The 19,939-nt window shown below is 66.2% G+C and carries 14 protein-coding genes and 1 pseudogene; 6 read left to right on the top strand and 9 right to left on the bottom strand.

The features are described from left to right. Positions 1 to 156 precede the first annotated feature (156 nt). The 4 genes and pseudogenes from BFN01_RS06835 to lepA all read right to left on the bottom strand — a co-directional run. Positions 157 to 321, bottom strand: a pseudogene (locus tag BFN01_RS06835) (DeoR family transcriptional regulator); the annotation flags it as partial. A 93-nt stretch (positions 322 to 414) separates the two neighbouring features. Further along, complete coding sequence (gene hemW / locus BFN01_RS06830; protein ID WP_071642936.1) at positions 415 to 1,641, bottom strand: radical SAM family heme chaperone HemW; 1,227 nt, start codon at positions 1,639 to 1,641, stop codon at positions 415 to 417. 33 nt (positions 1,642 to 1,674) lie between these two features. Next, the gene (locus BFN01_RS06825; RefSeq protein WP_071642934.1) at positions 1,675 to 2,325 is read right to left on the bottom strand and encodes a DUF1990 family protein; all 651 of its coding nucleotides are present in this window, start codon (positions 2,323 to 2,325) and stop codon (positions 1,675 to 1,677) included. Between the two features lie 60 nt (positions 2,326 to 2,385). Then, positions 2,386 to 4,236, bottom strand: coding sequence for a translation elongation factor 4 (lepA, locus tag BFN01_RS06820; RefSeq protein WP_071642932.1), 1,851 nt, complete (start codon positions 4,234 to 4,236; stop codon positions 2,386 to 2,388). 262 nt (positions 4,237 to 4,498) lie between these two features. On the opposite strand from lepA, the gene BFN01_RS06815 reads away from it, so the two are divergent. From BFN01_RS06815 to rpsT, 6 genes are all read left to right on the top strand, one after another. Continuing rightward, positions 4,499 to 5,482 carry an ABC transporter permease gene (locus BFN01_RS06815; protein ID WP_071642930.1) on the top strand — a complete coding sequence of 328 codons (984 nt, stop codon included), beginning with the start codon at positions 4,499 to 4,501 and terminating at the stop codon, positions 5,480 to 5,482. A gap of 1 nt (position 5,483) precedes the next feature. Then, entirely contained in the window at positions 5,484 to 6,416 is a 933-nt protein-coding gene (locus BFN01_RS06810) for an ABC transporter permease (RefSeq protein WP_071642927.1), read from the top strand. Next, positions 6,413 to 8,341: an ABC transporter ATP-binding protein gene (locus BFN01_RS06805; RefSeq protein ID WP_071642925.1), complete on the top strand. Its 1,929-nt coding sequence runs from the start codon at positions 6,413 to 6,415 to the stop codon at positions 8,339 to 8,341. The genes BFN01_RS06810 and BFN01_RS06805 overlap by 4 nt, the downstream gene beginning before the upstream one ends. A 105-nt stretch (positions 8,342 to 8,446) precedes the next feature. Next, on the top strand, positions 8,447 to 10,156 hold the full coding sequence (locus tag BFN01_RS06800) for an ABC transporter family substrate-binding protein (protein WP_071642923.1): 1,710 nt from the start codon (positions 8,447 to 8,449) through the stop codon (positions 10,154 to 10,156). A 67-nt stretch (positions 10,157 to 10,223) separates the two neighbouring features. Beyond that, entirely contained in the window at positions 10,224 to 11,006 is a 783-nt protein-coding gene (locus BFN01_RS06795) for an alpha/beta fold hydrolase (RefSeq protein ID WP_083428684.1), read from the top strand. A 105-nt stretch (positions 11,007 to 11,111) separates the two neighbouring features. After that, entirely contained in the window at positions 11,112 to 11,372 is a 261-nt protein-coding gene (gene rpsT, locus BFN01_RS06790; RefSeq protein ID WP_071642921.1) for a 30S ribosomal protein S20, read from the top strand. A gap of 114 nt (positions 11,373 to 11,486) precedes the next feature. Here the strand turns inward: rpsT and holA are convergent, their stop codons facing one another. The 5 genes from holA to BFN01_RS15465 all read right to left on the bottom strand — a co-directional run bounded on the left by holA (position 11,487) and on the right by BFN01_RS15465 (position 19,804). Then, positions 11,487 to 12,533, bottom strand: a complete 1,047-nt coding sequence (gene holA, locus BFN01_RS06785; RefSeq protein ID WP_071642919.1) for a DNA polymerase III subunit delta — start codon at positions 12,531 to 12,533, stop codon at positions 11,487 to 11,489. A gap of 59 nt (positions 12,534 to 12,592) precedes the next feature. Continuing rightward, entirely contained in the window at positions 12,593 to 14,167 is a 1,575-nt protein-coding gene (locus tag BFN01_RS06780; protein ID WP_071642917.1) for a ComEC/Rec2 family competence protein, read from the bottom strand. 257 nt (positions 14,168 to 14,424) lie between these two features. Continuing rightward, complete coding sequence (locus BFN01_RS06775) at positions 14,425 to 16,482, bottom strand: DUF262 domain-containing protein (protein WP_071642915.1); 2,058 nt, start codon at positions 16,480 to 16,482, stop codon at positions 14,425 to 14,427. Positions 16,483 to 16,656: 174 nt separating this feature from the next. Then, complete coding sequence (locus BFN01_RS06770) at positions 16,657 to 17,847, bottom strand: restriction endonuclease subunit S (protein ID WP_177243824.1); 1,191 nt, start codon at positions 17,845 to 17,847, stop codon at positions 16,657 to 16,659. After that, positions 17,840 to 19,804: a class I SAM-dependent DNA methyltransferase gene (locus BFN01_RS15465; RefSeq protein ID WP_177243823.1), complete on the bottom strand. Its 1,965-nt coding sequence runs from the start codon at positions 19,802 to 19,804 to the stop codon at positions 17,840 to 17,842. The genes BFN01_RS06770 and BFN01_RS15465 overlap by 8 nt, the downstream gene beginning before the upstream one ends. Between the last annotated feature and the right edge of the window lie 135 nt (positions 19,805 to 19,939).

Raw genomic sequence — 19,939 nt, 5'->3', positions numbered from 1 at the left:
AACTTTGATGTAATATGTCACTTATTCTTATCTGTTTTTTGTAGCTTTATGTATCTTCTTCTCTTTTTTGTTTTTATGTGTTTCCTATTTTCTTTCTTCTTTTTTTTTTTTTTTTTTTTTTTTTTTTTTTTTTTTAGATGTGTATAAGAGACAGGTGATGAGCTCCTCGTCCTCGAGCTGGGCCATGTCGTTGCGGATGGTCGCGGCGGAGACGCCGAATGCGTGCCGCTCGACGATCGACCTGCTCCCGACGGGCTCGTGGGTCGCGACGTAGTCCTGCACGATCGCACGGAGGACCTCAAGGCCTCGTTGTGTGACCATCATCCCTCCCGCTGGCACTCGAACGTTCCGAGTGCCAATCCTACCCGTTCGCGCCCGGCACTCGGCCCGCGCGCCGTGCTCCGGCCTCGCCCGCTAGTCGGTGAGCGCGCGCACGACGGCATCCGCCAGCAGCCGACCCCGCAGGGTGAGGCGCACGCGACGCTGGCGCAGAGCCGCTGCCGCATCGACGAGTCCGTCGGAGATCAGCTCCGCGACCCGGTCGCGACGCCCTTCGGGGATGTCGTCGATCGGCAGGCCCTCCGCAAGACGACTCTGCAGCAGCACGCGCTCCAGCGTGCGCGCCTCGAGGTCCGGCCGCTCGCGGCCGGCCGCCGGAGACTCGCCGAGCGCGAGCCGCTGCGCGTACGCGGCCGGGTGCTTCACGTTCCACCAGCGCAGGCCCGCGACATGGCTGTGCGCCCCTGGCCCGAAGCCCCACCAGTCCGCGCCCCGCCAGTAGGCCATGTTGTGCCGCGAGCGCTGGTCGTCGCCGTCGGCGCGGGCCCAGTTGCTCACCTCGTACCACTCGAAGCCCGCGGCGCCCAGCCGCTGATCCGCGCTCTCGTACATGTCGGCCTGCAGGTCGTCGTCGGGCGCCGGCACCTCACCCCGCCGGATCTGCCTGGCGAGCTTGGTGCCGTCCTCGATGATCAGCGCGTAGGCCGAGATGTGATCGGGCTCGAGGGCGAGAGCCGCGTCGAGCGAGCGCTCCCAGTCGGCCAGCGACTCCCCCGGAGCACCGTAGATGAGGTCGACGCTCACGTCGAGGCCCGCATCGCGTGCGGCGTCGACGGCCGTGCGGACGTTCTCGGGCCGGTGGGTGCGGTCCAGCGCCGCCAGCACGTGAGGCACCGCGGACTGCATCCCGATGGACAGCCGAGTGACCCCCGCATCCACCAGCGTCCGCACCACCTCGGGGGTCACGGTGTCGGGGTTGGCCTCGACGCTCACCTCCGCGCCGTCGCGGATGCCGAACGCCGCCGTCGCCGCGGTGAGCATCCGCGCGAGGTCGCCGGCGGGGAGCAGGGTGGGCGTGCCGCCGCCGAAGAAGACGGTGTCGAGCGGGCGGATGCCGTCGGCTTCGGCGAGCACCTTCCCCGCGAGCGCGATCTCGCGGATCAGCGTGTCGGCGTACTCGTCCTGCTTCGCTCCGCGCAGCTCGGTCGCGGTGTAGGTGTTGAAATCGCAGTAGCCGCAGCGCACGCGGCAGAACGGCACGTGCAGGTACGCCGAGAACGGCGTGGAGCGGTCGAGGGCGAGATCATCGGGGAGACGGCCGTCGGCCGGTGCCGGATCCCCGATCGGGAGGGGCCCGGCCATCAGAGTGCGAGTGTCATCGGAGTGCGAGCGCCATCAGATCGGGGTCGCGTACAGGGGTGAGATGGCACGCAGGTAGAGGGAGAACAGCTCGCGCCGTCGACGACGCACCATTCCGGGCAGCCGGTACAGCAGCGCCACGGGAGCGTCGAACGCCCGCACGGTGAACCACACCTCGTCGGTGTCCTCACGCCACTCGATGTCGAACGACTCCTCGCCGCTGACCACGGAGCCGCCGACGGTGCCGAGGACGAACCCGACGCGACGGCGCTCCTCGGTCACCGAGATCACGCGCAGCTCGGCGTCCGCTCTCATGCCCTTGACCCTGCCGTGCAGCTTGAGCGTCATGCCGGGCGCGACGAACGGCATCCCGTCGGCGGCGAAGCGCTGCTCGACCTGGGTGCGGTTCGGGGCGATGGGCGCGCCCCCGGCGTCGAAGCTGACGCCGGTGTAGGCGGAGCCTGCGGCCGGGCGCACGTCGCGCAGCTCGAGTCCGGCGGCGCGCTGCGCGGTCCACGACAGCAGCGACTCTCCTGCGGTGCGGAAACGCTCTTCGCCGCTGCCGAGACGCCAGGATGCCTCCGCGGGAATGCTGCGCTCCGGCGGGTACTGCATCAGGTCGGGCGCGTGGGTCGCGCCCACCGCGGCATAGTCAACCGTGCCTTCTCGGAAAGTCCCCCGACGCATGATCTCCAGCCTAAGCGACCTGTCTGAACAGTCTCCGAACGACACCGCGTCCCGAGCGACCTACTTCTTGTCCTTGCCCTCGACGTCACCCGACAGCGCGGCGATGAACGCCTCCTGGGGCACTTCGACGCGACCGACCATCTTCATGCGCTTCTTGCCCTCCTTCTGCTTCTCGAGCAGCTTGCGCTTGCGGCTGATGTCACCGCCGTAGCACTTGGCCAGCACGTCCTTGCGGAGGGCGCGGATGGTCTCGCGGGCGATGATGCGCGCGCCGATGGCGGCCTGGATGGGCACCTCGAAGTTCTGCCGCGGGATGAGCTTGCGCAGGCGCTCGGCCATCATCGTGCCGTAGGCGTACGCCTTCTCGCGGTGCACGATCGCGCTGAACGCGTCGACCTTGTCGCCCTGGAGCAGCACGTCGACCTTGACCAGGTCGCCCTCCTGCTGGCCGTCCGGCTCGTAGTCCAGGCTCGCGTAGCCCTGCGTCTTCGACTTCAGCTGGTCGAAGAAGTCGAACACGATCTCACCGAGCGGCATGCGATAGCGCAGCTCGACGCGCTCCTCGGAGAAGTACTCCATGCCCAGCAGCGCACCGCGGCGCGACTGGCAGAGCTCCATGACCGTGCCGACGTAGTCCTTCGGCAGCAGGATCGCGGTCTTCACCATCGGCTCCGAGACGGAGGCGACGCGGCCGTCGGGGTACTCGCTCGGGTTGGTCACGATCACCGTCTCGCCGGTGTCGGTGAGGACCTCGTAGATCACGCTGGGCGCGGTGGTGATCAGGTCGAGCCCGAATTCGCGCGAGAGCCGTTCGGTGATGATCTCGAGGTGCAGCAGCCCGAGGAATCCGCAGCGGAAGCCGAAGCCGAGTGCGACGGACGTCTCGGGCTCGTACTGCAGCGACGCGTCGGACAGCTTGAGCTTGTCCAGTGCCTCGCGCAGATCGGCGTAGTCGCTGCCGTCGATCGGGTAGATGCCCGAGAACACCATCGGCTTCGGGTCGGTGTAGCCGGCGAGGGCCTCGGTGGCGGCGCCCCTGGCGGTGGTGACGGTGTCACCGACCTTCGACTGGCGCACATCCTTCACACCCGTGATCAGGTATCCCACCTCGCCGACGCCGAGCCCGTTCGACGGGATCGGCTCGGGACTGGACACCCCGATCTCGAGAAGATCGTGCATCGCCCTGGTCGACATCATCTGGATGCGCTCGCGCGGGTTCAGCTTGCCGTCGACCATGCGCACGTAGGTGACCACGCCACGGTACGAGTCGTACACCGAGTCGAAGATCATGGCCCGCGCCGGAGCATCCGGATCGCCGACCGGCGCCGGGATGTCCTGCACGATCCGGTCGAGCAGCTCCTCGACCCCGACACCCGTCTTGCCCGAGACGCGGAGCACGTCGTCGGGGCTGCCGCCGATCAGATCGGCGAGCTCCTTCGCGAACTTCTCGGGGTCGGCGGCCGGGAGATCGATCTTGTTCAGCACCGGGATGATGTGCAGGTCGTTCTCGAGTGCCAGGTACAGGTTGGCGAGGGTCTGCGCCTCGATGCCCTGCGCCGCATCGACGAGCAGGATCGCACCCTCGCAGGCGGCGAGGGATCGGGACACCTCGTAGGTGAAGTCCACGTGGCCCGGGGTGTCGATCATGTTGAGCGCGAAGGTCTCGCCGTCGGCCGACCACGGCATCCGCACGGCCTGGCTCTTGATCGTGATGCCGCGCTCGCGCTCGATGTCCATCCGGTCGAGGTACTGGGCGCGCATGTCACGATCCGCCACCGAGCCGGTGACCTGCAGCATCCGATCGGCCAGGGTCGACTTGCCGTGGTCGATGTGGGCGATGATGCAGAAGTTGCGGATCTGCGTGGCGGGCGTCGCGGCAGGCGACAGCGGGGTGTGAGCGCGGGGTGACATGTGGTCCTTGAGGCGTCCGAGAGGGTTCAGGCAAGTCTACGTTCAGCCCGGCTCAATCCCCCATTCCGGTGAGCCGGTGATAGTCTCGCGAAGTTGTCCGAGGCGACCTGGTGACACTGGGTCTCATCGGCTATACGACTCCGTCACAGCCTCCTTGCGGGTGTCGGCGTAGGCTGGAGGCGGAATGACCCAGAAAGTCATCCCGACTCAGCGTCGCGTCGGAGATCCCGGGCACGGCTGTAGAAGAGAAAGACCCTTCACCTTGATCAAGTATCTCGTGCGCCGGACACTCGGCTGGCTGCTCATGATCGTGGTCGCGACGAATGTCACCTACTTCCTTGCCTGGTCATTCCTCGATCCGCGAAGCAACTACGTCGGCCGCAAGCCCCCCTTGAGCCCTGAGCAGATCGAAGGTCTGCTCGGGCCGCGAAACCTCAGCGAGAGCACGCCGCTGCTCGAGAGGTGGTGGACCTGGCTCACGGGCATCCTGCTCCGGTGGGACTGGGGCCTGAGCCCCACCGGCGGCTCGGTGAACAACGAGATCGGCTACCGCATGTGGGTCAGCGCCGAGCTGGTGCTCGGGGCGACCATCATCATGACCGTCCTCGGCATCTGGATCGGCGTGTACACGGCATCCCACCAGTACAAGCTGGGTGACCGCATCTGGCAGGCCGTGTCGATCATCACGATGAACATCAACATCATCGTCGCGGCGCTCGCCGTCGTCATCCTGGCCATCAACTTCAACAACTGGATCGGCACCCGCGTCTTCTACGTCACCGGCTCCTCGAGCCAGGGGGTGACCGGGTTCTTCCCGGTGCTCGTCGATGCGCTGCAGCATCTGATCCTGCCGACCATCGCGCTCGTCGTGACCGGATACGCCGGAACGCACTTCCTGCAGCGCTCCCTGCTGCTCGACAACATCAGTGCCGACTACGTGCGCACCGCTCGCGCGAAGGGCCTGACCAAGTCCCAGGCGATCCGGCGGCACGCGCTGCGCACGTCGCTGATCCCCGTCGCCACGCAGGTCGCGTTCTCGATCCCGGCGATCTTCACCGGCGCCATCCTGACCGAGACGATCTTCGCCTGGCAGGGCATGGGCCGCTACTTCCTGACCACGATCAACGGCAACGACGTGCACGGCGTGGTCGCCGTCGCCGCCTTCGGCGCCGTCCTGACCGCGATCGGCGCCGTGCTCGCCGACATCGCCGTCGTGGTCCTCGACCCGCGAGTGAGGGTGAGCTGACATGACCAACCAGATGATCGACTCCCAGATCCAGCCGCCCGTCGGGCCCGACACGACCGCCGAGCGGGTGCCGGCCAAGCAGATGTCGAAATGGACGCTCTACACGCGCCGGTTCATGCGCAACAAGCCGGCCGTGTTCGGCATCGTCGTCTTCGTCCTGCTCGCGCTGGCATCCGTCGTCGTCCCGCCGCTGTCCGGCTGGGATGTCAACGAGATGGACTTCCTCAACCTCTCCACCGGCCCCTCGTCCGACCACTTCTTCGGCACGAACGCCTCGGGCAACGACACGTTCACGCAGACCTTCGTCGGCCTGCAGCGATCGCTGATGATCGCCCTCGTCGTCTCCATCGGTGTGACGGTGATCTCCGCGATCGTCGGCACCGCGGCGGCCTACTTCGGCGGATTCGTCGAGCGGACGACCCTCATCGTCATCCACTTCTTCATGGTGGTGCCCACCTTCCTCATCCTCGCCCTGGTCTCGAACAACGCCGGCGGTGACTGGCGGGTGATCTCGCTGGCGCTGATCTTCATCGGCTGGTTCTTCCCCGCTCGCGTGATCTGGACGATGGCGCTGTCGCTGCGCGAGCGCGAGTACGTGCACGCCGCGCGCTACATGGGCGTGCCCGGAATGCGCGTGGTGCTGCGTCACCTGCTGCCGAACGTCGGCTCGCTGCTCGTGATCAACTTCACCCTGGGGGTGGTCGCCGCGGTGATGACGGAGACCGGTCTGTCGTTCATCGGCTTCGGCGTGAAGATCCCCGACGTGTCGCTCGGCTCGCTGATCGGCGAGGGAGCGGCCAGCGTCACCAGCGCGCCGTGGCTGTTCTACTTCCCCGCGCTGGCCCTCACCCTGCTGACCGTGTCGATGGCGCTCGTCGCCGACGGTCTGCGGGATGCCCTCGATCCCACCTCTGCGGCAGGAGGCCGTGCATGAGCAACGTACTCTCCGTCCGTGACCTCAGGGTCAGCTTCGCGTCCGAAGCCGGCCGCGTCGACGCCGTGCGCGGCGTCTCCTTCGATCTCGAGGCGGGCAAGACGCTCGGCATCGTCGGCGAGTCCGGCTCGGGCAAGTCGGTCACCTCGCTGGCCATCATGGGGCTGCTCGACGAGAACGCCCGCGTGACCGGATCGATCCAGTTCGAGGGCGAGGAGCTGCTGGGCAAGACCGACAAGCAGATGTCGGTCATCCGCGGTAACGGCATGGCGATGGTCTTCCAGGATCCCCTCACCTCGCTCACTCCCGTGTTCACCATCGGCGACCAGCTCATCGAGGCGCTCACCGTGCACCGCAGCCTCTCGCGCAGCGATGCGTGGGAGCGGTCGCTCGAGCTGCTGCGCCTGGTCGGCATCCCCGAGCCAGAGAAGCGGATGAAGTCGTTCCCGCACGAGTTCTCCGGCGGTATGCGTCAGCGCGTGGTGATCGCCATCGCCATGGCCAACAACCCGCGCCTCATCATCTGCGATGAGCCGACGACCGCCCTCGATGTGACCATCCAGGCGCAGATCCTCGATCTCATCGAGAAGGCGCAGAACGAGACGGGCGCCGCGGTGATCATGATCACCCACGACATGGGAGTGGTCGCGCGCACCGCCGACGACGTCATGGTCATGTACGCCGGCAAGCCCGTCGAGCACGCCCCGGCGCACGAGCTGTTCCACCGCACGCGGATGCCGTACTCGATCGGCCTTCTGGGAGCCATCCCGCGCGTCGACAAGGTCGAGAAGGAGCCGCTGATCCCCATCAAGGGCAATCCGCCGCTGCTGATCGATCTGCCTGACGCGTGCCCGTTCGCCGCGCGCTGCCCGATCGCCGTGGCCGCCTGCGTCGAGCGGGAGCCCGAGCTGCTGCCCGTGGCCACCGGCGGTGGACAGGCGCATCTGGCTGCCTGCATCCGAGCCGACGAGATCGACGACAACGGACGCATCGGCGGCCTGCCGGTGTACCCGGTCGAGCCGATCCCGGAGAGCGACCTGACCCGCACGCCGCGCGAGCAGCGTCCGGTGACGCTCGAAGTGCGCAACATGGTCAAGACCTTCCCGCTCACCAAGGGCGCCTTCCTCAAGCGCAAGGTCGGCGAGGTGCACGCGGTCAAGGGCGTCAGCTTCGACGTGCGCGAGGGCGAGACCATGGCCATCGTGGGCGAGTCCGGATCGGGCAAGACCACGACGCTGCTGCAGATCATGGACTTCGAGAAGCAGGCCGACGGCGACATCATCATCGCCGGCACGAGCGTGAACGAGCTGCACGACCGCAAGCTGGAGCGCCGGCTGCGCCGCGACATCCAGATCGTCTTCCAGGACCCGATGGGTGCACTCGACCCGCGCATGACCGTCACCGACATCATCGCCGAGCCGATGCGCGCCATCGGGATGGCGAAGGATGACGTCAATGCCCGGGTGCAGGAGCTGATGGACCTGGTGGGACTGAACCCTGCGCACCGCGACCGCTTCCCCGGGGCGTTCTCGGGTGGTCAGCGTCAGCGCATCGGAATCGCCCGTGCGCTGTCGACCAACCCGAAGATCATCGTGCTCGACGAGCCGGTGTCGGCGCTCGACGTGTCGATCCAGGCCGGAGTGATCAACCTGCTCGACGAGCTGAAGGTGAAGCTCGGGCTGTCGTACCTCTTCGTCGCCCACGACCTGTCGGTGATCCGTCACATCGCCGACCGTGTCGCGGTGATGTACCTCGGCGAGTTCGTCGAGCACGGCGACGTCGACGAGGTCTTCGACAACCCCCAGCACCCGTACACGCAGGCGCTGCTGTCGGCCATTCCCGTGCCCGATCCCGATGTCGAGCGCACCCGCCAGCGGGTCGTGTTCGACCCGGAGACGATGTCGACGCGTCCGGCGACTGTCTGATCACCGTCCGATAACAGTTAGTCCCGATTCACTGTCGCGCCCGCCGCATGCGCACGAGCGCAACTATTCTCCCCATATGACACGCCGCAAGGCGAAAGGAGCACCATGAAGCAGCAGAAGCTGATGGGAGCGCTGGCACTCACCGGCGCTTTCGCACTCGTCCTCACCGGGTGCGCCTCTGACACCGGAGACAACGGTGGCAGCGGCGATGACGGCAGCGCAGCCGAGACCTCGGCCGCGGACTACAACCCGCAGCCGCGCGAGAACCTCAAGGAGGGCGGCACGGTCAACTTCCCGATCAACGAGATCCCGGAGCAGCTGAACTCCTTCCACGGTGACGGCAGCGCCGACACCGCCCGCGTCGCCGCGTGGTACATGCCGCAGATCCTGCTGCAGAAGCCGGACGGCACGCCCTACAAGCACGACGCGTACCTCGACGAGTGGAAGATCGACACGGTCGACGGCAAGACGCAGATCACCTTCACGTTCACCGACGAGGCCACCTGGAACGACGGCACGCCGATGGACTGGACGGCGATCGACGCGACGTGGAAGGCCAGCCGCTCCACCGAGGAGGGCTTCGTCCCCAACGCCACCGACGGCTACAAGGAGATCGAGAAGGTCGAGCAGGGCGACACCCCCAAGACCGCGATCGTCACCTTCAAGGGCGAGTTCGCCTGGCCGCAGATGCCGTTCCTGACGGGCATCATCCACCCGGCGCTGGCCGACCCGGACACCTTCAACTCCGCGATGATCGACGACCCGCACGCCGAGTGGGGCGCAGGCCCGTACACGGTCGACGAGTTCGACGCGAACAAGGACTTCATCTCGTTCAAGCCGAACGACAAGTGGTGGGGCGACAAGCCGCTGCTCGACACGGTCACCTTCAAGGGCATGGACTCGCAGGCCTCGATCAACGCGTTCAAGAACGGCGAGATCGACATGGTCGGCGTGGGCACCAAGGACCGCCTCGCGCAGGTCAAGGACATGAAGGACATCGAGATCTACCGCGCGCAGCAGACCGCCAACACGCTGCTCGAGGTCGACGCCGAGAAGCCGCAGTTCGCGGACGTCAAGGTGCGCGAGGCGTTCTTCAAGGCGATCGACATCGACCAGCAGAAGAAGATCGCGTGGAACGGCCTGGACTACGAAGAGGAGCCGGCGGGCTCGCTGACCCTCTTCTCGTTCCAGCCCGGCTACAGCAACGCGCTCGAAGAGGCCGGCTACAAGTTCGACGTCGAGGGCGCCAAGAAGCTGCTCGACGAGGCGGGCTGGAAGGAGGGCTCCGACGGCATCCGCGAGAAGGACGGCGTCAAGCTCTCGGTCACCTACCCGATCCACAACGACGACCCGACCCAGAAGGCCCTCGCGCAGTCGATCCAGGCTCAGGAGAAGGCCATCGGCATCGATGTCAAGGTGGACGTCCGCCCGGCGAACAAGTTCGCCGAGGACTACAACTCCAAGAACTGGGACATCTTCAGCCTCCGCTTCACCTCGTCCGACCCGTTCGGTGCGGCCTGGTTCTGCCAGCTGTACTGCCAGGACATGGGCCTGAACCTCTCGGGCGTGCAGACGCCGGAGATGGATGAGCGCATCCACGAAGAGGTCGAGTCGATCAACGACCCCGAGAAGCAGACGGCCGCGGCCATGAAGCTCGAGGCCGAGATCTTCCAGGACTGGGGCCTCATCCCGCTGTACAACGGACCGTCCATCTCGGCGGCCAAGACGGGACTCGCCAACCTGACGCCCGAGCCCTACGTGGGCCTGGACCTCTTCGGCGTGCAGCCGGTTGAGAACGTCGGCTGGGAGAAGTAAGCACCGCATCATGTGAGCGGGGCCGGTGGGTGATCCACCGGCCCCGCTTTCTTCATATGCTGATGGGGTGAGCGTCCAGGTCGTCTTCGTGCACGGCATCCGCACGTCATCGACCATGTGGCGCTCGCAGATCGACTGGCTGGCCGAGAACGGCATCCCGGCGACCGCGATCGATCTTCCCGCGCACGGCATGCGGATGGACGAGGACTTCACCCTGCACGAGGCACTGCACACCATCGATGCCGCGGTGCGGGATGCGGCCCGGCACGGACCCGTGCTGCTGGTGGGCCACTCGATGGGCGGGCTGCTCTCGCTCGCCTACGCCGGCGGCGAGGACGCGCCGCCGATCGCGGGAGTCGTGGCCGCGTCGTGCACGGCACTCCCCCGCGGCGCGGCGCTGCGCGCGTACCGTGTTCTGGCCCGGGCGATGAACTCGCTGCCGCAGCGAGGGCAGTGGCTCACCGATCGGGTGCTGGCCGCGACCCTCCCGGTCGACACCCGCGGCGACTTCGCCGCCGGCGGCTACGCGTTCGACGCGCAGGATGCCGCGCTGAGCAGCCTCGCCGCTCTGGATCTGGAGGCCGCTCTCCCGCGCATCCGCGTGCCGCTGTGGTTCGTGAACGGGCAGTTCGACCAGCTGCGGGTGAACGAGGCGCTGTTCCAGCGTCTCGTTCCGCATGCCGAGCTGATCGTCGTGCCCCACGCCACGCACCTGGTGACGGCGATGCGCCCGACGGTGTTCAACGCGGTGCTGCGACTGGCGATGGCCGTCGTGGACGCCAGGAGCCGAGGTCGGGCGGATCGGGCGCACCCGCGGGAGAGTGCTGCACCAGCCCCTGACTACTGGTAGCATTGACTCTTGGCTTGCGTGTGGGTTCGTCCCTCACGACCGCTGTGCGACGTCCCTCTACCGTCGGCAGCACACCGAATCCATCCAGACAGAAAGTGTCCACACGTGGCAAACATCAAGTCGCAGATCAAGCGCAACAAGACCAACCTGAAGGCTCAGGAGCGCAACCGCGCCGTCAAGAGCGAGCTGAAGACGCTGGTTCGCAAGACCCGCGAGGCCATCGCCTCCGGCGACAAGGAGGCCGCAGAGGGCGCCCTCAAGATCGCGTCCGTGAAGCTCGACAAGGCCGTCAGCAAGGGCGTCGTGCACAAGAACCAGGCGAAGAACCGCAAGTCGGCCATCGCCAAGAAGGTCGCCGCTCTCTGAGCCCCGGCATTCTGCTTGGAAGGCCCGTCCCGTTCGCGGGGCGGGCCTTCTGCTGTGTCGGGAAGCGCCTGTCCTGAGCGCCCTTCGATTCGCTTCGCTCGCTCGGGAGCCGCGTCAGCGGGTCGACGCGAACGCGTCGCGGGTGGCGACCACCGTCACCATGCGCTCGAGCGCGAAGATCGGGTCGCGCGCGGCGCCCTTGACCTCCGCATCCGCGCGCGCGGTCGCCTGGATCGCCATGCCGAGCGAGCGCTCGTTCCACCCCGCGAGGTCTTTTCTGGCGCGGTCGACCTGCCAGTCCTTCATGCCGAGCTGCTGCGCGAGCTGACGGCTGGGCTCACGGCGGCCGGCGACGCGCGCCATGGTGCGCAGCTTCATGGCGAACGCCGCGACCATCGGCACGGGGTCGGCTCCGGATGCCAGGGCGTGACGCAGCGCGACGAGGGCCTCGCCGTAGCGACCGGCGATGGCCGTGTCGGCGACGACGAACGCCGACACCTCGACGCGACCGCCGTAGTACTTCGTGATGACGTCATCGGTGATGTCGCCCTCCACGTCGCCGATCAGCTGCTGACAGGCGGCAGCGAGCTCGGTGAGGTCGTCGGCGAAGGCCGAGACGAGAGCGCGCAGCGCGGTGGGCTGGATCCGCTTCTTCACGGCCTTGAACTCGCCGGCGGCGAAGTCGACGCGATCGGAGTCGCGCTTGACCGCTGCGCACGGGATCTCGATGCCGCCGCCGGTGCCCGCGCGGACAGCGTCGAGAAGCTTCTTGCCGCGCACCGTCGCTCCGGTGTGGCGGAGGATCACGGTCGCGCCCTCTTGAGGGGCCTCGAGGTAGCGCACGGCCTCCTGCAGGAAGGCGTCGGTGCACTTCTCGACGCCGGCGACGCGCACCAGTCGCGGCTCGCCGAACAGCGACGGCGAGGTAAGGGTGAGCAGCGTGCCCTCGGCGTAGTCGTCGGCGCGGATGTCGCTGACCTCGAGCGCCGGGTCCTCGGCGCGCAGGTAGTCGCGCACCCCGGCGATCGCGCGCTCGGCGAGCACCTCCTCGGGCCCGGAGACGAGAACGATCGGCGCCGGGCGCGGCTCGCGCCACGACACCTGCGGGATCTTGGTGCCCTTCGCGGCCGTGCTGCGTGCCGAAGAACGAGGAGCTGCCATGCTCTCAGCCTACCGGCGGGTGCCGACCCTGCTTCCTGGTGCTGTCACTCCTCGTGCTGTCACTCCTGGCGCTCCGTCCACACCACGAGTCGCCCACCCTGCTCGCCGAGCAGCACGAGGCCGCGCCGATCGGTGCGCAGGGCACGCGAGCCGGCCGCCTCGAGCATGATCAGCGTCTCCTTGCGCGGATGCCCGTAGTCGTTGTCCTCCCCCACGCTGATCAGCGCTGCGGGTGCCGCGATCTGCGCGTACAGTGCGGGCTCCTGGTCGCGGCTGCCGTGATGCGCGACCTTGACCACCGCGTACTCGCCGCCGACCCGACCGCTCGCCAGCAGCTGACGCTGAGGAGCGGCGGAGAGGTCGCCGAGCATCAGCATCCGGGGCACTCCCCCGCCGGCGATGTCGACGACGATGCTCGCGTCGTTGCCGCTGGGGAACGCCGCCGAGTCAGGCGGCGGCCAGACGACGCGCCACTCGGCCGATCCGAGCGACCCGTGCGTGCCCACCGCTCCGCCCCGCAGAGCGGCGCCGCCTGCGGCGAGCTCATCCAGGATCCGCTGGTCCGCAGGCTCGGCGACGGGCCCGTGCAGCACCGTGTCGACGCGGCCGGCCAGCGAAGTCGCCGCTCCCACGTGGTCGAGGTCGAAGTGCGTGAGCACGAGCAGATCGATGCGGTCGGTGCCGGTCTGTGCCAGGCATCCGGTGAGGGCATCCGGATCCGCACCCGTGTCCACGAGCGCGGTCTGCGACCCCGAGCGGATGAGCACCGCATCGCCTTGCCCGATATCGCACGCGGCGATCGTCCATGCACGCGGAGTGGTCATCGATGCGAGCGGCCCGCGCAGCAGCATCCCTGCGACCGAGGCGGCCGACGCGATGACCACCACGGCGGCCGCGACAAGACGCAGCCGCCGTGAGCGCGGGCGCACGAGCACGAGCGTCGCAGCCGCGCTGATCACGGCGACCACGGTGGCCGCGAGCGGACCGACCGGCACCGCAGCCGTCGCGCCGGGCAGCGACGCCGACACCGTCGCGGTGGTCTGGATCCAGGCGGCGGGCAGCCAGGCAGCCGCCGCGAGCAGATCGGCCAGCGGCGGCACCGGGGAGGTGAGACAGGCGAGCAGCCCGATCACCGTCGCGATGGGGGCGGCGGGGGCGGCGAGGAGGTTCGCGACGACACCCACCACCGACTGCGTCTCCGAGAACAGGGCGACGATCGGTCCGCACACCAGCTGGGCCGCGAGGGGCACCGACAGGGCGAGGGCGAGCGGCACGGGCATCCAGCGCCCGAGCCCGCGCAGCAGCGGACGGGACAGCACCAGCAGCGCGGCGGTCGCCGCAGCCGACAGCGCGAACCCCGGTGTCGCGGCCAGCCACGGGTCGGCGATCAGCAGTCCGCAGACCGCCAGCGACAGCATGGCCAGCCCCGCGCTCGGCCGCCCGATCAGCAGGGTGAGCATCGCGAGCGCGGCCATCACCGAGGCGCGGATCACGCTGGGCTCGGGGGTGACCAGCACGACGAAGGCACCCAGCGCGAGAAGCGAGAGCGCCACCCGCAGCGCGCGACCGCCGCCGAGCAGCGAGACGAGCCAGAACACCGCCGCGACCACGATCGCGCAGTTCGCCCCGGACACTGTTAGTAACCCAAGTGGGTACATGTTTCTGCTGGTCAGAGGCTGTTTTTACGACCTGTAACGTCCCGCTTGGAGCGTTGAACGAGGGCCTATCGTGGCATCAAGCGACGCTCTTCCAAACTCTTATGCGGTTCTTTTCGATAGGCCGCGCTAAAGACCCTTTCGAATAGTTGGCGATCGACAATGTTGAGTTATGCAGTGGCTATCGTCGACCTATCGCAGGTCTATCGGACGGACGACACGGCCACCTCCTGGGCCTACGACTCCCCTACGAGCTCAAGAAGCTCCTCCACCATGAGCTGTTGCTCAGCGTTGGCGTGGCCGCCGGCGAATTGCACCCCTTCGCTGCTGAGCAGATCGGTGGGGTCGCGGTGATCATCACCATCGTTCCACCTAAAGTCGTTTGCGACTCTCCCGTCCCAGGTAAGCACGCGGTACGGGTTCCCGCAGTCGGGACAGGTCATGAGATGGCGAGCGAGAGCTTGCGCGCCGGTACCGACCGCTTCAGCAAGCGCGTTATAGCTCGTCCATTGCCCTTCAGGAATCGCAACGAGGATCGAGTGGGTCAGAGACCAATCGAACCGCCGAGAGTCGTTGAACTTCTGTCGGTACTCGTCGAGCGCGGCTTCGCTGAGGTTTGGACGCACCCAGATCTCGACGGCTTGGTCAGCGAGCCGGTCGGCACGCTGTTCGATGCCAGCGGCGTCCCAGCTCTCCAGTTGCCCCAGGCCCTGGTTCAGTCGCAGTGGACTGTCACGGAATCCACCTTCCATGTCGCGCTTCTCGCGGAATGGTCGGTCGGAGTACTCGGGGTTGTAGCCGGTGAGCGTGAGGTTGCCGAGCGTGTGCAGGTAACGGTCATGCACGGCTTCCCAATCCGCGCCCAACGCGTCCTGCCACGCCGGATTGGCGTTCTGGGGCATGATGTGCTCGATCGTGTACTCCGCCGTAGAGACCTCCTCCTTGCGTCCGTGGTTCTCGATCGTGCGGAAGAAGTAGCCGCGCCGCTTCAGGTGATAGAGGTCGGTGGACTTGAGCGCCTCCTTGAACTCCTCGTCCGTAGGGAACCGCCGGTAGTCGGGAAGGGTCAGCAGGCGGCCACGGATGCTCCCGACGTAGTCCTGCGGATCAATCGCGGCGGCCAGGGTGGCAAACGTCTTGTTCAGGCTGTTCGTAGGAATTCGACACACAGCTCGCCGGAACAGGTACGCGATGATCGTGTCGAGGATCTCCGCGAGCTCGCCGCTGGAGAGCTTGCCGTCGGCGTAGTCCGCATAGAGCCGCAGTTGGAACGGATACGCGACTGTCGCCAATTGGTCAAGATCACGAAACCGCTTCGCCAGTGAACGGTCTGGCTCAGTGTCGAGCGCCATCGCGGCGAACCAGCCGGCGTTGCGACTCAGCTCCACAACCAGCTCGTCACGGGTCATGCCGTGCTCCGCCTGGCCCGCCGCGTAATCCTTGAACGCGTCGTAGATCTCGTCGAGGCGCGGGATGCTCAACGTCTTGACCGTGAGGAAGTGACGGACGAACTCGTCGAAACGGTGCTCGTTCGCTCCCTGGAACTGCCGCTCCATCGGGAACCAGTAGTCCTCGTAAAGCCGCTCCTGCTGGGCCGGTGGTAGGTCCATCAGGACGAAGTTCCGGATCAGGTCGGCCTCCGAGAGCTTCTTGCCCGTCGCGTTCATTGACTCGAAGACGAGCTGCGGATCATCGATGTTTCGCGTGAGCTTCACATCAACGACAACGAGCTTGGACAGGCCTCGGCACACGTCGATGACGGTCCCCACGTCGGCTCGGTTCAGCTGCTCGACGAAGTACGCGTAGTTGTCGACGATCCTCGAGTCGGACACAGGTAGCGGTGCGCTCCGGACCACGGCCTTCAGCGCATCTTTGTCACGTTTCGAAAGCATGAGCTTGAAGTAGTCGTCGCCCGACTCGTATGGATTCGTCAAGTACAGACCGCGGATCTTCTGCGGAGCGAAGCCGGCGACCGGCTCGCGCTCGCCCTCGGGCCTTTGCTCAAGGTGCGAAGCGAGCGCAGCAAGGAGCAACGACACGGTCGTGACCCTCTGCTGCCCGTCGATGATCAGATCGGGTTCCCGCGAGGTGGTGGTGCCCTGGTCCTTCTCGATATAGACGATCGAGCCGGTGAAGTGGTTGCTCAGGCCGTTGCGGGCTCCGGCGCGAACGATGTCTGTCCACAACTGCGCGCACTCCGTGATTCCCCACGAGTAGACGCGCTGATAGATCGGCACGACGAACCGCTCGCTCTTCTTTAGCAGCTCCAGCAGATTGGCATCAACAGCCTTCACAGCGCCCTCCAGGATGCAAGTCAGCCGCGCCTGCAACGACGGGGTGCGGTCACGTCGAGGGTATCGCCTAGCAGGCGGCTACTCGCACCTTGCAGTCTGCTCGATCAGCCACACTGAACGGCTATTGCGGACTGGTCTATGGCATGTGAAAGGCTTGCGAGTTCTCAGATCGAACTAATCCGGCACGTCGGACGGCGTGACCTCGATCTTGTGGGCCAGCAGCGCGTCCAGCAGAGCCGCACGCGTGGTTTGGGCGCGAGCCACCTCGTCCGAGGTCGCCTGCACCTGCCGGTCGATGGCGTCCATGGTGTCTGCGATGTCCTTCTGTGTCTCGCGCAGCGGCACAGGAACGGTCAATCGCTCGAGCGCATCCTTGGAGACCCGGACAACCTTGGTGTTTGACATGACCGCTGGCAACTGCGCCCTGAAATCCGGGGATGCGAAGACGTAGGACGCGAATCGGGGTTCCAGTTCGTGCTCATATATGTAGGCGTCGTCATGCACCGCAACGTCGTCGTCGCCGAGCCAGGCGACGGCCTTGAGCACCCCGTCGAAATTCTCACTGGTGCCAGCGATGACCAGGCTGCCAGGCTTGGCGAATCGCAGCTTCGGGCGCATCTGTTCCGGCAACCATGAGTGGACCTCGTCGGTGACCGCACCGAAGTCCGTGTGGATCTGCGAATAGTGGATGCAGCCGATGCCGCCGTCGACATAGTCCGACTTGATGAAACGCTTACCCCGGGTGACGGTGCCCAGCTTGCCGATCAGCATGTCGGTCCAGGTCTCGTCCCGTCGCCGCAGCAGTTCGTCGAGCAGCGCCGTTCGTGCTGCTTCTGCGGCCTCGGTTTCAGCGAGCAGCGCATCGATGGCAGCGTCGACAGCGGAGATGACCTCGAGAATGCGCTCCTGGATCTCGAGAGGAGGACACGCCACCTCCAGTCGTAGGAAGTCAGCCTCCTTGAGCCGGTTCCGGCTCACGGCAGCTGAGCCCGAGGACAGGCTTAGCGCTTTGGACGCGAAGACGGGCGACGAGCAGTAGAGCGCGAGGAACTCAGGAATCGCCTGCGTGGTGTCAACCTCGAACTGGGGGAACTCGTTCGAGACCACGACGCCGTCGAACTCGTCGGTGACGACCGCGAACGACTGCTTCCAGGCAAAGAGCCGGTTGTAGAGCAGCAGGCCCGGCTTCAACGCGTAACACTTCGCCTTGACGGCGGAACCCTGGCGCTCCTCGCGCACGAACAGGCCTTCCCCGTACCAGCGCACGCCGGCGAAGCGCACGATGTCATCATCTTCGGGCGTGACCAGGTCCGGGACGTGCTGGGTCACCAGCTTCGCGAGAGGGACAGAAGGCCAGTCAGTCATCGAAGCCGCCGATGCCCGCAGCCGACAGCGCCGCAGCCAGCGCCGCTTGGGCCTCCTCGCGGACAGCACGCGCTTCCTGCCAGTCGGCGATCGCCGTATCCAGGTCGTGCGACTGCGTCTGCGGCCACGGGTTCTGCCGGATGCCACGAGGCAGGAACCTGCCGGTGTCGTCGAAGATCGGCGTGCGCCAGGAGCGGGCCTCGTGATCTTCCAGGCCATCGCGGATGGCGCGCTGGACGTTGGTGGCGATCCCATGCCAACGGCCGGTGTCTCGGCGTCCATGTGCGAGCTGCACCTCGTGGCCGTCGTCCTCCATGTCGATGAAGGTCACCAGCGCGTCGTGGTCGTGCCCGTTGCTGGTCTTGGTGAAGCCGAAGATCGAGGTCTTCACGCCGCGCTTTTGCTCGAAGAACAGCTGCTGGGGCATGTCGATCACGAAATCGAGGCGGGCGCGCTCGAGGATCGCGAGAGCCGCCTTCTGGTTCGCGTTCTTCGACAGCGTGTTGTTCGGCATGATGATGACCAGCTGCCCGCCCTCTTCGAGGTACTCGATGGCCGACATCGTGAAGTTGATCGGATTGTCGTTCTCGTACGGCGGGTTGATCACGCACTTGGTGGGCTTCTGGCGCTTAATGTAGTTGCGGAACTTCTCATCCCGCTTGGCCACGGTGAAGGACTTGCTACGCGTGACGAGCGAGTCGCGGTACAGGAGGTTCGAACGGCCGTCACCGTGCAGGAACATGTTCGAGCACGCGAGGGCGAACAGGATCGCGTCGTTCTCGAGGCCCACCAGCTGGTGCTCGTGGATGTGCTCGATCGCCTTTTCGTCACCATTGGCCTTGGCGACGAGTTGCTCCATGGCATCCATGAGGAAGCCGCCGGAGCCCATGCAGGTGTCGATGATGACATCGTCACGACCCAGCCTGGCCAGGTCGACCATAAATGTCTTGATGTGGTCCGGCGTCAAGATGATGTTCTTGTTGTCCATCTTGCCGGCGCGCGACAGGAAGATCTTGTACGCCCGCCCGAGGATGTCCCGCTTCACCGAGCGCTTCGACGGCTGGTGCACACGCTCGTCGATCTCGCTGATGATCTCCTTGTATTCACCGAGCGGGATGTCTACGGTCTTCACGAACGCGAAGCGATCGCGCCAGTCGATCTGCTTCGACTCGGAGTTGATCTTCTTCTCCAGCTGGCGAGTAACGGCCTCGACAATCTGGTCGTTCAGATACCGGGCACCAACGAGCCGATCATCCTCGGGCTTGCTGATTGACTTGTAGATGTTGCGGAACGGTTCGTCGTCGAGCGCGATCATGAGCGCTGAGAAGAACAAGGATCGTTCGGTGTCGCGCACTCGCGAGTCCTTGTGGAATCGCTCGTTGAGCCGGCGCAGGAACCTCTGCAGTTCGGCGTCGGAGAGCGGGTCGCCGATGGCGGCGGACGCGTAGTGGTTGCTGAGCGCTTCGAGGCTCATCAGGCTCTGCAGGCCTTCGAGCTCTTCGATCTCGTCGCTGTCGCCCTTGCGCAACAGATGGGTGACACGCAGGCTCTCGAGGGTCTGGCCAGAAACAGCGATGCCAACGATGTCGGTGTGGGGCACCGCATTGTTGGTCATGTAGCTGCGCACATCGGCCAACGCGGCTTCATGGTCCGACCGGAGCCCTGGTTCCCCTGACTTGGCTTCGACGACGATGAGCCAGGAGCCCATGTCCTTGAAGAAGTCCGGGAAGCCGTCGTCCGTCGAACCCTTACGCTTGGAACGGAAGCCGAACTTCTTCGGGATGTCGCGCTTCTCGATGAACGTCGACGCCCCGTAGAACTCGCGGAACAAGTTCTCAGTGGTGCTCTCTGCCACTCCTAGACCTCCCGATTGCGCGGTTCGATACTGTCTCCGGGAAGCTGGATTATGCCGGTGCCTCCTGCTCAACGGCAGCGGCCCGACGCACGCCGGACGCACTGTTCAGTCTATGCCGCAGCCCTGCTACGAGCCGCCAAAAGGCGTGTGTCGGGTGTGTCACCGGCCAGCAACCGCCTGCCCAGGATCCCGTCTAGGAACCGCTGTTCCACGACATCACTGACTCTTCGTCCCTGT

It is taken from the genome of Microbacterium sp. AR7-10 (assembly GCF_001878835.1).
Taxonomy (GTDB): domain Bacteria; phylum Actinomycetota; class Actinomycetes; order Actinomycetales; family Microbacteriaceae; genus Microbacterium; species Microbacterium commune.
Note: the sequence above shows the minus strand (reverse complement) of the source record. Positions and strands in the feature narration are given on the sequence as shown.

What these genes read in the sequence shown, in the direction of transcription:
- hemW (WP_071642936.1), bottom strand. Translation starts at nt 1,641, where the DNA reads ATGGCCGGGCCCCTCCCGATCGGGGATCCGGCACCGGCCGACGGCCGT.
- BFN01_RS06825 (WP_071642934.1), bottom strand. Translation starts at nt 2,325, where the DNA reads ATGCGTCGGGGGACTTTCCGAGAAGGCACGGTTGACTATGCCGCGGTG.
- lepA (WP_071642932.1), bottom strand. Translation starts at nt 4,236, where the DNA reads ATGTCACCCCGCGCTCACACCCCGCTGTCGCCTGCCGCGACGCCCGCC.
- BFN01_RS06810 (WP_071642927.1), top strand. Translation starts at nt 5,484, where the DNA reads ATGACCAACCAGATGATCGACTCCCAGATCCAGCCGCCCGTCGGGCCC.
- BFN01_RS06805 (WP_071642925.1), top strand. Translation starts at nt 6,413, where the DNA reads ATGAGCAACGTACTCTCCGTCCGTGACCTCAGGGTCAGCTTCGCGTCC.
- BFN01_RS06800 (WP_071642923.1), top strand. Translation starts at nt 8,447, where the DNA reads ATGAAGCAGCAGAAGCTGATGGGAGCGCTGGCACTCACCGGCGCTTTC.
- holA (WP_071642919.1), bottom strand. Translation starts at nt 12,533, where the DNA reads ATGGCAGCTCCTCGTTCTTCGGCACGCAGCACGGCCGCGAAGGGCACC.
- BFN01_RS06770 (WP_177243824.1), bottom strand. Translation starts at nt 17,847, where the DNA reads ATGACTGACTGGCCTTCTGTCCCTCTCGCGAAGCTGGTGACCCAGCAC.